The sequence below is a fragment of the Leeia oryzae DSM 17879 genome (assembly GCF_000376945.1).
GTDB lineage: Bacteria > Pseudomonadota > Gammaproteobacteria > Burkholderiales > Leeiaceae > Leeia > Leeia oryzae.
Map to the genome: position 1 here is coordinate 320,193 of NZ_AQXU01000025.1, position 13,801 is coordinate 333,993.

The following is a 13,801-nucleotide window of genomic DNA, read 5'->3' on the forward strand; positions in this document are numbered from 1 at the left end:
GACACACCACCCGGCAGGATTGTCTGCGACCCAAGCGTGTCGGTCGCAGACAGGGCAGATCTCAGGGATACGCTGGAGCAGCAGGTTTGGTTACTGGCTTGGTCGCGGGTGCGGGCACCGGCGCAGGCTTGGCCTTATCCGGCACGTCACCGTTTACTTTCAAGCCCTTCATGCTGCTTTTCGGGTATCCGGCGGCATCCAATGCGGCATTCCAGCTGGATTCGTTAAACCCTTTGACCGTATTCGTACCAACGGTCAGCACCGGTACCTCCTGCACGCCCGTCAGTTTTTTCACGGTCGCCAATGCATCCACATCCGTTTCCGGATTTTTGCTGGTATACGGAATGCCGCGCTCTGTCAGCAGATTCACACCCTTTTTACAACTGTCGCACTGGTTGGCATACAACACCACCGGGTTTTTGCGCATAGCTTCCTTGACGGCAAACGGCAAATCTCCGGAAGACGTCAGATTGGCACCAAAGGATTTGGTTTTTGCGTCTTTGGCATTGGCCGGCGGCGGCTGGTCGGAGTACACCTTCTTGCCGGTTGCAGGGTCTGTCCAGACATAAATCTGCGCTTGTGCCACGCCAGCGACCAGCAACAGCGCACCAAGTACCCAACCTGCTTTAAATGCGTAAGCCATTTAGTTTCTTCCTGTAATACTGAATCACACCCAAGGAACCGACTATCCCGCCCAGCAAAAACAACCCCACCCCCGCCAGCAACTCGGCCGAAGACAGGTTCTGGAACCGGGGTTCCTGCCTGGGCTCACTCAATCGTCGGGCATCACTCAATTGTTGCCGCGTTTGTGCCAGCTCCGTCTTTAACTGGTCCACCACCGGATTCTCGACGGTCACGGCCTCCGGGGCTGATGCCGCCTTCTCCAGTTTAGGCTCGGCTTGTAACAGTCGGTTCAATATCCAGCCGGTGGTGCCGTCATCCAGCTTTACCCGGGTATAGGTGCTGCTGGTAGTCAGGATTTCCACCCTTGCCCCCGGAGAGACCGATCGCAAGATTCTGGCGTATTCCGCGTTGCCACTGCGCACATTGGCATTGGCAGGTCCTTGCACAATGGCAAAGTCCTCGGCAGCAACAGGCAAACAGAAGCATGACAGCATCACCAACAACCCGAAGCGTTTTAATCGTCGCATCAGCACACTCTCATCTATCGTCATGCCCCTTGTAATATAAAAGCCCGTCAACGTCAATCGACAGCCTGCGGCCAATATGCCTGTCTAGGCGCTTAAGCCATTGTGCCTGAGCAGTGCCGCCACTTCTGGCTTGCGCCCACGGAAGGCCACAAAAGACTCCATCGCAGGGCGTCCTCCACCTACTGCCAGCACATGCTGGCGGAACCGTTGCCCGGTCGTGGCATTCAGCACGCCCTCTTCTTCAAACGCAGAGAAGGCATCGGCAGACAGCACCTCTGCCCATTTATAACTATAGTAGCCCGCGGCATATCCACCACCAAAAATATGCCCGAAACTGTTGGGGAAGCGATTATAAGCAGGCGGAATTGCCACCGCGACCTGCGAACGCACCTGATCCAGCACCTGCTGCACCGCTGCGGCACTGGCAAACACGCGACCATCATGAATCAGCATGTCAAACATGGAGAACTCCAGCTGACGCACCATTTGCATGCCGCTCTGGAAATTTTTGGCCGCCAGCATCTTGTCAAACAAGGCTTTAGGCATCGGCACCCCTGTATCGGCATGGGCCGTCATGGGTTCCAGCACCGACCATTCCCAGCAGAAGTTTTCCATGAACTGGCTTGGCAGCTCTACGGCATCCCACTCTACGCCATTAATGCCAGCCACCCCACGCACATCCACTTCGGTCAGCATGTGATGCAACCCGTGCCCAAACTCATGGAACAGGGTCGTTACATCATCAAAGCTGAAATATGCGGGCTCATTACCAACCGGAGACGGGAAGTTGCACACCAGATAGGCAACGGGGATCTGCACCTCGTCGCCCCGTTTGCAGCGGGTAATCGCATCATCCATCCAGGCGCCACCGCGTTTACCGGCCCGCGCGTACAAATCCAGATAGAACTGGCCAACCACACGCTGGTCACGGTCGACCAGCGAGAAGAAACGCACCGTCGGGTGCCATACTTCAGCTTCCGTCGGCACGACCTTCACGGAAAACAGGGTTTCAACCACGCCAAACAGGCCACCCAGCACCTTGTCTTCCGGCAGATAGCGGCGCACTTCCTGTTCAGAAAAATCATACGCCTGCTGCCGCAGTTTTTCAGACACAAAAGGCACATCCCACATCTGCATGTCATCCAGACCCAGCGTCCTGGCAAACGCTTTCAGTTCGGCCATATCTTTTTCGGCAAAAGGCTTGGCTTTCTGACCAAGATCCGCCAGAAACCGCATCACCTCTTCAGCGGAATCTGCCATCTTGCTTTCCAGAGACAAGCCGGCAAAGTTATCGAACCCCAGCAAGGCAGACTCTTCCTGGCGCAAGGTCAACAGTCTGGCCATTAGCGGACCATTATCCAGCGCGGGGTCCCCGAACTCCGAGGCCCGGGTCACATAAGCCCGGTACAGGGTTTCGCGCAAGGCCCGGTTTTCACCATATTGCATTAACGGCAAGTAAAACGGCATTTGCAGGGTCAGCTTGTACCCCGTTTTGCCCTCTTCTTCTGCAGCCTGCTGGTACATCTCCAGCACATCCTCCGGAATGCCCGCCAAGTCAGTTGCGTCTTCCACATACATGGCAAACGCATCCGTCGCATCCAGCAACTGGTTAGAGAACTGGTTGCCTAATTCAGCCATCTCTGCCTGGATTTCCGCAAAGCGGGCCTTGCCCGACTCATTCAGTTCCGCGCCAGACAAGCGGAAGTCACGGATTTCATTCTCCAGAAAACGCCGTTGCACTAGGGTTGCCTGCTGCTCAAACCATGGCGACGTCACCAATTGTTTGTAACGAGCATACAAGGCCTCATTCTGGCCAAGACGGGTATAAAACTCGGTCACCAGTGGCAGGTTCTCGTTATAGGCCGCGCGCAACTCCGGCGTATTCATCACGGCATTCAGGTGGCCGGCGACGCCCCAGGCACGCGACAACCGTTCCAGCGCAACGTCCAGCGGCTCGATAAAGGCATCCCAGGTGGGTGCCTCGTTTGACGTGGTCAGCGTAGCAATCGTCTGCTCCGCATCCGCCAGCAGTTGCTGCACGGCAGGCGTCACGTGCTCGGCCTTGATATCAGAAAAACGGGGCAGGCCTTTCGCCTGCAACAGCGGATTAGACATATATGATTTCTTTCTCGAAAACTGAATCAATCGTGCCTCGGGACACGAACCGGATCATGGTCAATACGGTTATATATGAGGACGAACAAGCCATCCCGCAAGAGCTGACGGTCACAGAAACAAATCTGTCCGTTTACGTTTATACTACGCCAACCTTGAATCCGGAGATACCCAATGCCTGTTACACCCTATCTTGAAACCCGACCGACACTGGGCAAAGATTGCTACCTGCATCAAAGCGCACAGGTCATCGGCGATGTCGTCCTGGGTGACGAGAGTTCCGTCTGGTGCAACACGGTAATCCGGGGTGACGTCAATCATGTCCATATCGGTCATCACAGCAATATCCAGGATCTGACCATGTGCCACGTTTCCCACAAGACACCGGCCAAACCCGAAGGCTCGCCGCTCGTGATCGGCAATTATGTCACCATTGGCCACAGCGTCATTCTGCATGGCTGCCAGATCGGCAATGAGGTCCTGGTCGGCATGGGGTCCATCGTCATGGACGATGTCATTATCGAAGATCAGGTCATGATTGGCGCAGGCAGTCTGGTACCGCCAGGCAAACGTCTAGAAAGCGGTCACCTGTACATTGGCAGACCCGTCAAGGCAGTACGCACACTCACGGACGACGAGCGCCAGTTCCTGCGTTATTCTGCCGAGCACTACGTGCGCGTCAAGAACAATCACCTGAAGACAGAAGCAGCCAATAGCGCCGAATAACCGGGTTGCCGGCCCGCTGCACATGCAATAAAAAAGCCCCAGTCAATGACCGGGGCTCAAAACCTTGATACTTGAACAAGGCACCCGCTCAGGGAGGGAAGCGGGGAGCATCGTAGCGCTCACAAGTGAGAGTCAAGTACCGGAAAAAAGTTCCAGAAATAATCAGGCATTCGCCTTTTCTTCTACTGCATCGGTATCGTCTTCACCATACAGCCAGCCCAGCACGCGCTTCTCTGCCTCTTCCACCCCGGTTTTCTTCAGACTGGAGAACAGTTGCACCGAGATTTGTGGCCATTCTGCAACAGCCTTTTTCACCTCGCTTAATTGCTTGGCAGACTCCTGGCGGGTCAGCTTGTCGGACTTGGTCAGCAAGATATGAATCGGCTTGCCGGTGGGAGCAAACCACTCCAGCATCTGCCAGTCCAGGTCTTTCAGCGGATGACGACTGTCCATGATCACGACCAGGCCTTTCAGCTCGTCACGCGAGCGCAGGTACTCGCCCAGCAAGCCTTCCCAGTGCTTGCGTACGGCATTAGGCACCTGGGCATAGCCATAGCCAGGCAAGTCGACCACATGCACGCCATCGGTAATTTCAAAATAATTGATATGCTGGGTACGCCCAGGGGTTTTACTGGTAAACGCAAGTCGTGTATGTTTTGCCAGTGTATTGATCGCACTGGATTTGCCGGCATTCGAGCGCCCGGCAAAGGCGACTTCAGCCACTGTCTGCGGCAAATCGACCAAATGGTTGACCGTAATAAAGAATTTGAGCTGTTGCAAACTGGGCATGGGGCTTTCGCGATGTGGCGTATCTAAGAAAAGGTGTTTAGAATAGCGGGTTTAGAATGGTGGCGAAAGTCTGACAGTGCAATTTAGTGCCTGATTGCGCAACAACTGTTGTTTGTATGCCCCTTACGCCAGCCAGCAGAATTTTTATACATAGCTAGGAGTTTCTCCCATGAAGCGCACTCGTCTTGTGGCCGCCCTGATTGCCACGGTCATCGCTCCACTAACCTGGGCTACAGAGCCTGTTAAAGGTGATCCAAGCAAAGGTCAGCAAATTGCCACCACCGTTTGTGCTGCCTGTCACGCTGCCGATGGCAATAGCGCGGTACCGACCAACCCGAAACTGGCTGGTCAGCACGCTGAATACCTGCTGAAACAACTGCAGCAATTCAAAGCGCCAATGGACCCTAAAAAGCCGGAAGACTGGCGCGCAGGTGCCAACCCGATGCGCGGCATCGTGACGGCATTGTCTGACGCCGACATGGCAAACCTGGCTGCCTACTTCTCCATCCAGAAACCAAAACCAGGCAAAGGCCGTGGCAAAGATGTTGCCGCAGCTGGCGAGAAAATCTACCGTGGCGGCATCGCCAGCAAAGGCGTGCCAGCCTGTATGGCCTGCCATGGCCCAAGCGGCGCAGGCATTCCGGTGCAATATCCGCGCCTGGCCGGCCAGCACAGCGATTATGTGATTGCACAGCTGAACGCATTCCGCTCTGGCGCACGTGCAAATGATGCTAACAAAATGATGCGCACGACAGCTGCACGCCTGTCTGACACAGAGATCAAACAGGTTTCTGAATACATCGCAGGTCTACGCTAAGCAAGCCTGTCCGGACATGCTGCCCCAGGCGGCATGTCCGGCATCCTCTTTCCGTTGCATTTCTTGATTGCCAACAAGTTTTCCGGTTTCAAACGCGACTATCATTCGCGGCAAGGCAATCCATCATGCCGATTGCAGGGAACCGTTATCATTTTCTGCTGTCCGAGCCAGGTTGCCTTCCTGCTAAACAACCTTTGCATCACACTCGCTAGCCATACTGGGTAAACCGTGCGCCAGAATACTTTCAGACACTCCATCTATGAACTGCTAAGCTCGATGCGGTTTGCCATTACGCTGCTGGTCGTCATTGCGCTGGCATCCATCATTGGCACGATCATCAAGCAAAATGAGTCCTATACCGGTTATCTGGTTGAGTTTGGCCCATTCTGGTTCAACATTTTCCGTCGCCTTGGCCTGTTCAATATCTACAGTACCGGCTGGTTTGTCACCATTCTGGGCTTTCTGGTGGTCTCCACCAGCTTGTGCATTTACCGTCATGCCCCCCAGTTTGTGAAGGACATGCGCAGTTTTCGCGAAAACGCAACCTTGCATTCACTACAGAATTTCCAGCATCAGACCACCTTCGCGACCACGCTCGACCTGGATGCCCAGACACGTATCGCCGCAGACTTCCTGAACACCAACGGTTTCAAGTACAAACTGAAAGACCAGCTCCACGCCAGCCAACCTCACCGCCTGCTGGCGGCCAAAAAAGGGGTAGCTCAACGACTTGGTTACTTCTTTGCCCATGCTGCCATTATCCTGATCTGTATCGGCGGGCTATTGGATGGCAATCTGTTTATACGCATGCAAGAGTGGTTCAACGGCAAGCAGGTAGAAACCCGTGAAATGCGGGTCAGCCAGATTCCGGCACGCAGCAAGCTGTCAGACAGCAATCCGACGTTTCGTGGCAATGTCACCATTCCGGAAGGCAGCAGCACGGACGTACTGTTTCTGAATCACAAAGAAGGCTATTTTGTTCAGGAGCTGCCATTCACGGTCACGCTGAAGAAATTCCACGTCGAGCACTACCCGACTGGCCAGCCCAAACGCTTTGCCAGTGACATTGTTGTGACGCTGAAAAACAGCGGCAAGCAGATCAGCGGTACCACCAGCGTGAATCATCCACTGATCGTCGACAATATTGCCATTTACCAGGCCAGTTTTGGGGACGGCGGCTCACCGGTGACGCTCAAGCGCTGGGACCTGGATGCGCCGTCAACGCAAACCACCGATTTAAAAGGGGTTTCCCAGAGCAACCAGCCCGTCAGCGTCCACCAGCAACCCTATACGCTGGAACTGGGTGATTTCCGCTTCTTCAACATTGAAAACTTTGCCAACGACAAAACACCTGCAAGGCAGGGCATGATGGATGAATTCAAGGGCGACATGGAAAACGCCGCCAAAGTGACCAAGGAAAAAACCCTGCACAATGTGGGGCCCAGCATCCTGTACAAATTGCGCGATGCTTCCGGCCAGGCACGTGAATACATCAACTACATGTCTCCCATCACTCTGGAAGGGGCACCGTATTTCATCAGCGGCATGAAAGCCCGGGTGATTGACCCTTACCAGTATTTCCGTTTCCCGGCCGATGCCAATGGCGAAATCACCGGCTTCATGAGCTTGCGCGCCTTGCTGCTGGATGCTGGCAAACGCAAACTGATTGCCGAACAGACTGCCAAGCAGGCACTCACATCGACCGCTCTGTCAGAGACTTACCGCTTGCAGTTCATTGACAGTGCAGAACGCGTGCTGGCCGCCTTCGCTAGGGGCGGCTTTCCGGAACTGGACCGGCAGCTGAAGATCAATGTACCGCAAGACAAACGAAATGAAGTCGCACAGATCTATCTGAAAATCCTGCAAACTTCGGCGCTGGAAGCCTACAAGATGCAGCATCCGGAACACGCGCCCACAGGCCAGGAAATGCGCTTTGTACTGGATAGTCTGGTCTCGATGAGTGCTCTGCATGAGTACGGTAGCAGTGTATACTTCCAGCTTACCGATTTTCAGCAGGTACAAGCCAGTGGCTTCCAGATTTCCCGGTCACCGGCGAAGAAAATCGTGTATCTGGGTTGCCTGTTTCTGGTGCTGGGCGTATTTGCCATGTTCTATATTCAGGAGCAGCGCATCTGGCTGGCCTGCCAGAATGGCAAACTACTGTTCAGCATGTCCGGCACGCGTAAAAACCAGCAGTTTGAACACGCATTTACCCGTTATCAGGCAGCGCTGAAACAAGCCCTGCAATCCCCTGCATCACCGGAGGCATGACATGGAACTCGTCAGTCAGACATCTGGCAAATTTGCCAGCAACCGCTTCAAACCGGATACGTTTGATCTTGTATTTGCAATAGGCATCCTGCTCAGCGCGTTCTATGTGTTTACACACTTTAACGCCGACATGGATATCTACGAAAAAATCATCCTGATGGCAACTGCACCCGCAGTTATTGCCTTGGGATGGTACTGGAAATCCATTCGCCCACTGGTCATTGGCATTGCGGCGCTCAGCCTGTGGTCCATCAGCCTGCATCAAGGAGACCTGGCCCGCGCCGAAAAAGTGTTTACGCTGCGCTACATGCTATCGAGCCAGTCAGCCATCATGTGGATGGGGGTCCTGTATATTCTGGCGCTGGTAGTCGCCTGGTTTGGTCTTTTCCGCCGCTCGGCCTTTGCCACCAAATTTGCTACCGGACTCACCTGGGCAGCGACCCTCATGGGATTCACCGGCATGTTTGTTCGCTGGTATGCCAGCTACCTGCTAGGGCCCGATGTCGGGCATATTCCGGTCAGTAACCTGTATGAAGTCTTCGTGCTGTTCTGCCTGATTGCATCCCTGTTAACCCTCTTTTACAGCGAGCGTTATCAGGGTAGCCAACTACTGCCATTCGCTCTGCTGGTGATTACAACCGCCGTCGGCTTTATCGCATGGTATGCCGTCAGTCGTGGCGCCCAGCAGATTCAGCCCCTGATTCCGGCCCTGCAGTCTTACTGGATGAAAATCCATGTGCCTGCCAACTTTGTAGGGTATGGTGCATTCGCGTTGGCAGCCATGATCGGAGTAGCCCTGCTGCTGACCAGAACACGCATGGCCACCTATCTGCCGGCCCCTGCCGTGCTGGATGAAATCATGTACAAGGCGATTGCCATTGGTTTCTTCTTCTTTACCATTGCCACCATTCTGGGCGCACTCTGGGCAGCCGAAGCCTGGGGCGGCTACTGGTCATGGGACCCGAAAGAAACCTGGGCACTGATTGTCTGGCTGAACTACGCCGCGTGGTTACATCTGCGCCTGATCAAGGGCGTGAGAGGCATGGCGCTGGCATGGTGGGCAGTCGGTGGCCTGCTGGTCACCAGCTTTGCTTTCCTTGGTGTTAATATGTGGTTGTCCGGCATGCATTCATACGGTGGTCTATAATAGATTGGGCATCTGACTGACAACGCCAGTTAAAGTCTAATATGCTTTTATAATGGTTAAATTGTCATATTGCACTTGCACAATACAGGCTTTGTCCGTTAATCTTTAATATTGTTGTGCAGCAACCTAGACGGTAGAAAACTATGGAAAACCGCCCTTTGACAGAAGCAGACATCCAGAACGACAACGGTGATGACTACATGAACAGTCGCCACCTGGAGTTCTTTCGCCAGTATTTGCTGAACATGAAAGCACAATTGCTGGAAAACGCAAATGCAACCAGCCAGCACTTGCAAGAACAGGAAGCAACGCCTGACCCTGCGGACCGGGCCACACTCGAAGAAGAGTATGCACTGGAACTGCGCACCCGGGATCGTGAACGCAAGTTGCTGATCAAGATTGACCAGGCCATTAACCGCATCGATCAAGGCGAATACGGTTATTGTGAAGATACCGGAGAGCCTATTGGCCTGAAACGCCTGTTGGCACGACCAACTGCAACACTGAGCATCGAAGCGCAAGAGCGTCGTGAACGCTTGAAAAAACAGTACGCAGACTGATTGCAGATATCTTCTGGTAACATAAAAAATGGCCCTTCAGGGCCATTTTTTATGGGAACAACGGGAGCCCATCTTGTACTCGAACCGGAAAATCAGCAATCTTGGTCCCAAATCGCTTGCCATGCTGGAAAAGGCAGGGATCGGGTCGATAGCACAAGTTATTGAACTTGGTTCCGTGAGAACCTTTTTGCGAGTACGGCAAGTGTGCCCGGAGGCAAGCCTAAATCTTCTATGGGCCTTGGAAGGGGCATTAAGCAACACACCATGGCAAATGGTAGCCCGTATGGAAAGGACGCGGTTATTGCTTGAGCTGGACGACCAGTGCAAGGCGGCCAGTAAGCACGATTAACCTGTTAAGCTCTGGCAAGTTGCCGTAATGCTTGCCGGATACCATCTTCGACCGAACTACCCTCGGGCAGAGACTTTACAGCCAAACCGGCTTCTTTTTCTGAATACCCCAGCGCAACCAGCGCTTGCAAGACCTCATCATGTGCTGTTACGACAGGCGCTACAATCCCTGGCAGCAACGGTTCGGATGACGAAATCTTGCCCCCCAGCTCCAGCAAGAGCCGTTCTGCCGTTTTTTTGCCTACGCCCGGTGTTTTAGCCAGACGTGCTGCATCCCCATTGGCAATCACCAGTGACAGTTCACGCACCGACAGGCCGGACAGCACCGCCAGCGCCAGCTTTGGCCCGACCCCGCTCACCTTCAGAAGTTTCCGGAAGGCATCGCGCTCGTCCTTGGTCAGGAAACCATACAGCAACTGGGCATCCTCCCGAACAACCATATGCACATACAGCCGGGTTTCTGCGCCCGCCGGGGGTAAATCATAATAGGTACTCATCGGTACATCGAGCTCATAGCCAACATGGCCTGCCAGCAACAGAATGGCGGGCGGCGATTTTTCCAGCAAGGTACCTTGAATATAACCAATCATTGTTTTCTCATTTACCGTAACGCCATTTACGGGGCGCACTATTGACGATGCTCAGCAACAGGCCTCAACCTGATCAGACGCTCATCTGAAATTGCATCAAATCCCGTCCTGCATTGCACTGGCGGTCGCCCTTGCGTACCAGGTGATACCCCTATCGGGCAGCAGCGCGCTGAACCGCGGCTTCGGCCAACTTGATATAGGTATGGACAGACAGATTTTCAGCCCGATCACCCGGATTAACGCCGAGCGCCTGCAGGGCTTCAGCATCAAACCACCCGGCCAGGGTATTGCGGACGGTTTTCCGGCGTTGTGAAAAGGCTGCCGTCACCAGCGGTGACAGCACTTTTTCTACCTCTGCCGACAGAATCAGGTCCTCGCGGGGAATCAGGCGTACAACGGCTGAATCCACCTTCGGCGGTGGGTCAAATGAAGTGGGAGGTACGTCCAGCAGCCATTCCAGATGGAAACGGTACTGCAGCATGACAGACAGGCGGCCATAATCCGACGTTCCCGGTTCTGCCACCATACGGTCAACCACCTCTTTTTGCAGCATGAAGTGCATATCCCGGATCAAATGACGGTACTCGGCCAGGTGAAACAATAGCGGAGAAGAGATGTTGTACGGCAGATTCCCGACAATGCGCAAATCCTTGCCAACTGTCGAAAAATCGAACTTTAGCGCATCGGTCGAGTGAATGGTCAGTTGATCGGGTGGATACAAGCGGCTCAGACGCGCCACGATATCGCGGTCAATTTCGACCACGTGCAAATGCGGTAACCTGGCCAACAACGGCTGGGTAATCGCGGCCAAGCCCGGGCCAATTTCAATGACACAATCCCCGGCCTTGGGATCAATATCCCGGACAATGGCATCAATGATGCTGTGGTCAATCAGAAAGTTCTGACCAAAGCGCTTGCGGGGAATATGCTGCATAAATGTGTAAATCCGTGGAATGAAATCGGGGTTGATGACGATAAATCAGGTTAATGCCCACTCGCTGCCATTAATTCGGCATACTCAATGGCCGCCAGCAAACTGCCATCCGAGGCCTTGCCCGTACCCGCCAGATCCAGCGCGGTGCCATGATCTACCGACGTACGAATGAAAGGCAACCCGAGGGTGATATTCACCCCTTCGCCAAAACTGGCAAATTTCAAGACCGGCAATCCCTGGTCATGATACATTGCCAGTACGGCATCTGCTGACTGCAGGTATTTGGGCTGAAACAGGGTATCCGCAGGCAGCGGGCCTTGTAACTGCATGCCAGTCCGGCGCAGGCGCAGCAACACAGGCTCGATGACTTCGATCTCTTCCCTCCCCAGATGACCTGACTCTCCGGCATGCGGGTTTAACCCTGTTACCAGAATTCTGGGACTGGCAATGCCAAACTTGGTTTTCAGATCGTTGTGCAGGATGGTGAGCACTTCTTCCAGCAGAGGCTGTGTCAACGCCTCACTGACATCTTTTAGTGGCAGATGGGTTGTTGCCAATGCTACGCGCAAGTCAGCACCCGCCAGCATCATGACCACCCTTGGCGTGCCCGTTTTCTGGGCCAGATACTCGGTATGCCCAGAGAATGGCACACCACTGTCGTTGATAATGCCTTTATGGACAGGGGCCGTCACCATGCCGGCAAACCGGCCTTGCTGACACCCCGCGATTGCCGTATCCAGAATGGCCAGCACGCCGGACGCATTGTGACAGTCCAGCATACCCGCCAGCACGGGTGTTGGCATGTCTACATCCAGAAAAGAGATGGGGGCAGTGGTACCCTCCTCATACATCGGCCAGTCAAATGACACCCCCAGCATGACGGCACGCTCGGCAAACGTACGATGGTTGCCAATCACCACCAGCGGGCGCTGGAACCCAGCACCATCCCGAGAGAGTCCGAGACAAATATCGGGGCCAATGCCGGCTGGCTCACCACTGCAGATTGCTAGCGGCAGATTCGCGCGAATCATTATTGGTCTTCAAGCCGCAGTTCGACAAATGCCTGATCACGCAACTGGCGCACCCAGTTGTCGTACTGCTCGTCCGACTTGCGGCTACGCAAGGCCTGACGCGCCTCCAGACGGGCTTTTTCACCGGACACGTCCTGTTGGCGACGTTCATCGACACGAATCAGATGCCAGCCAAACTGACTACGGACCGGACCACTGATTTCACCTGGCTTCAGGCCGTTCATTGCTTTTTCAAACTCAGGCACGGTATCGCCCTGGTTAAGCCAGCCCAAGTCACCACCATTGTTGGCACTTGCATCTTCGGAATGCAGGCGCGCCAATTCTTCGAAGTTGCCGCCATTATCCAGGCGCTCTTTAATGGCCATCAAGCGAGCCTTGGCATCCGTTTCAGACACGGCTTCGTTTGTCTTGATCAGGATATGGTGCGCATGGGTTTGCTCGACCATGACTTCGCCACCTTGCTGGCGCTTGTCGGCCACCAGCACAATATGAAATCCGTTAGGTGTTTTCAGGACCCCCGTAAACTGGCCTTTTTCCAGTTTGCTGATGGCATTCAGATAGATATCCGGTAAACGGCTGCCTTCGCGCCAGCCCAGTTGGCCGCCTTGCATGGCATTATTGGCATTGGAATAAGCCGCAGCAACTTCGGCAAACGACTTGCCAGACTGCAACTCTTTAAGGGCGGCTTGCGCACGGGCTTGCTTGCTGGAAACTTCTTCCGGACTCGCCTGCTCAGGTACTGCAATGACGATATTCTGCAATTGATATTCGGTACCTTGTCCTTTGGTCTTTGCCTGCAAGCTTAGGTAGTTATCGACTTCTGCATCGCTGATCACGATCTTGTTGTCGACCTCGCTTTCGCGGACCCGGTCCATCAGGATTTCCTTGCGGATGTCTTCCCTGAACTTGGCAAACGGGATGCCATCTTTGGACAATGCCTCCTTGAGCTGCTCAAGCGTCATTTTGTTCTGCTCTGCGATACGATTCATCGCAGCATCCAGCTGAGCGTCATCAACACGAATGCCGCTGTCCACGGCAAATTGCAATTGCACTTCGTCGGTGATCATGCGGTCCAGCAGCTGTTTTTTCAGCACCTCATCAGACGGCGGTGTTACCCCTTGCCGTTTCAGGTTGGCAAGCGTTACACGCAAGCGCTCGTTCAGCTCCCGCTCGGTGATCACATCCTTGTTGACGACCGCCACAATGCGATCGACAGCGATGGGTTGTGCGGCATGCGCAGCAGCACCCACAGAGGAAATGGCCAGTGCCAACACAGCAGACATCAGACGATCAAGAATCCTTGCATTCATACCTGTAAACTC

The 13,801-nt window shown here is 54.2% G+C and carries 14 protein-coding genes; 6 read left to right on the forward strand and 8 right to left on the reverse strand.

The window, feature by feature from the left end:
- Positions 1 to 61: 61 nt before the first annotated feature.
- The 3 genes from F552_RS0114940 to F552_RS0114950 all read right to left on the reverse strand — a co-directional run bounded on the left by F552_RS0114940 (position 62) and on the right by F552_RS0114950 (position 3,266).
- Complete coding sequence (locus F552_RS0114940; protein ID WP_018152567.1) at positions 62 to 643, reverse strand: glutaredoxin family protein; 582 nt, start codon at positions 641 to 643, stop codon at positions 62 to 64.
- On the reverse strand, positions 627 to 1,151 hold the full coding sequence (locus tag F552_RS0114945) for an SH3 domain-containing protein (RefSeq protein WP_026182779.1): 525 nt from the start codon (positions 1,149 to 1,151) through the stop codon (positions 627 to 629). Before F552_RS0114945 ends, F552_RS0114940 begins: the two co-directional genes overlap by 17 nt.
- 84 nt (positions 1,152 to 1,235) lie before the next feature.
- Positions 1,236 to 3,266, reverse strand: a complete 2,031-nt coding sequence (locus tag F552_RS0114950; RefSeq protein WP_018152569.1) for a M3 family metallopeptidase — start codon at positions 3,264 to 3,266, stop codon at positions 1,236 to 1,238.
- Between the two features lie 174 nt (positions 3,267 to 3,440).
- Here F552_RS0114950 and F552_RS0114955 point away from each other — a divergent pair, with 174 nt between their 5' ends.
- Complete coding sequence (locus F552_RS0114955) at positions 3,441 to 3,992, forward strand: gamma carbonic anhydrase family protein (RefSeq protein ID WP_018152570.1); 552 nt, start codon at positions 3,441 to 3,443, stop codon at positions 3,990 to 3,992.
- A gap of 162 nt (positions 3,993 to 4,154) precedes the next feature.
- On the opposite strand, the gene yihA is transcribed toward F552_RS0114955, so the two are convergent.
- Positions 4,155 to 4,781 (reverse strand): ribosome biogenesis GTP-binding protein YihA/YsxC, encoded by a 627-nt coding sequence (yihA, locus tag F552_RS0114960; RefSeq protein ID WP_018152571.1) that lies wholly within the window; start codon positions 4,779 to 4,781, stop codon positions 4,155 to 4,157.
- A 169-nt stretch (positions 4,782 to 4,950) separates the two neighbouring features.
- On the opposite strand from yihA, the gene F552_RS0114965 reads away from it, so the two are divergent.
- The 5 genes from F552_RS0114965 (at position 4,951) to F552_RS21125 (ending at position 9,925) form a co-directional block, all read left to right on the forward strand.
- Complete coding sequence (locus F552_RS0114965; protein ID WP_018152572.1) at positions 4,951 to 5,598, forward strand: c-type cytochrome; 648 nt, start codon at positions 4,951 to 4,953, stop codon at positions 5,596 to 5,598.
- A 228-nt stretch (positions 5,599 to 5,826) separates the two neighbouring features.
- The gene (locus tag F552_RS0114975; RefSeq protein WP_026182780.1) at positions 5,827 to 7,869 is read left to right on the forward strand and encodes a cytochrome c biogenesis protein ResB; all 2,043 of its coding nucleotides are present in this window, start codon (positions 5,827 to 5,829) and stop codon (positions 7,867 to 7,869) included.
- A gap of 1 nt (position 7,870) precedes the next feature.
- Positions 7,871 to 9,016 carry a c-type cytochrome biogenesis protein CcsB gene (ccsB, locus tag F552_RS0114980; RefSeq protein ID WP_018152574.1) on the forward strand — a complete coding sequence of 382 codons (1,146 nt, stop codon included), beginning with the start codon at positions 7,871 to 7,873 and terminating at the stop codon, positions 9,014 to 9,016.
- 143 nt (positions 9,017 to 9,159) lie between these two features.
- Positions 9,160 to 9,576 carry an RNA polymerase-binding protein DksA gene (gene dksA / locus F552_RS0114985; protein WP_018152575.1) on the forward strand — a complete coding sequence of 139 codons (417 nt, stop codon included), beginning with the start codon at positions 9,160 to 9,162 and terminating at the stop codon, positions 9,574 to 9,576.
- Between the two features lie 28 nt (positions 9,577 to 9,604).
- Positions 9,605 to 9,925 carry a TfoX/Sxy family protein gene (locus tag F552_RS21125; RefSeq protein WP_018152576.1) on the forward strand — a complete coding sequence of 107 codons (321 nt, stop codon included), beginning with the start codon at positions 9,605 to 9,607 and terminating at the stop codon, positions 9,923 to 9,925.
- Between the two features lie 4 nt (positions 9,926 to 9,929).
- Here F552_RS21125 and ruvA read toward each other — a convergent pair whose 3' ends face one another.
- From ruvA to F552_RS0115010, 4 genes are all read right to left on the reverse strand, one after another.
- On the reverse strand, positions 9,930 to 10,514 hold the full coding sequence (gene ruvA / locus F552_RS0114995; protein WP_018152577.1) for a Holliday junction branch migration protein RuvA: 585 nt from the start codon (positions 10,512 to 10,514) through the stop codon (positions 9,930 to 9,932).
- 151 nt (positions 10,515 to 10,665) lie between these two features.
- The gene (gene rsmA, locus F552_RS0115000) at positions 10,666 to 11,448 is read right to left on the reverse strand and encodes a 16S rRNA (adenine(1518)-N(6)/adenine(1519)-N(6))-dimethyltransferase RsmA (protein ID WP_018152578.1); all 783 of its coding nucleotides are present in this window, start codon (positions 11,446 to 11,448) and stop codon (positions 10,666 to 10,668) included.
- A 50-nt stretch (positions 11,449 to 11,498) separates the two neighbouring features.
- Positions 11,499 to 12,479 carry a 4-hydroxythreonine-4-phosphate dehydrogenase PdxA gene (gene pdxA / locus F552_RS0115005; RefSeq protein WP_018152579.1) on the reverse strand — a complete coding sequence of 327 codons (981 nt, stop codon included), beginning with the start codon at positions 12,477 to 12,479 and terminating at the stop codon, positions 11,499 to 11,501.
- Positions 12,479 to 13,789, reverse strand: a complete 1,311-nt coding sequence (locus tag F552_RS0115010; protein WP_211208296.1) for a peptidylprolyl isomerase — start codon at positions 13,787 to 13,789, stop codon at positions 12,479 to 12,481. Before F552_RS0115010 ends, pdxA begins: the two co-directional genes overlap by 1 nt.
- Positions 13,790 to 13,801: the final 12 nt, after the last annotated feature.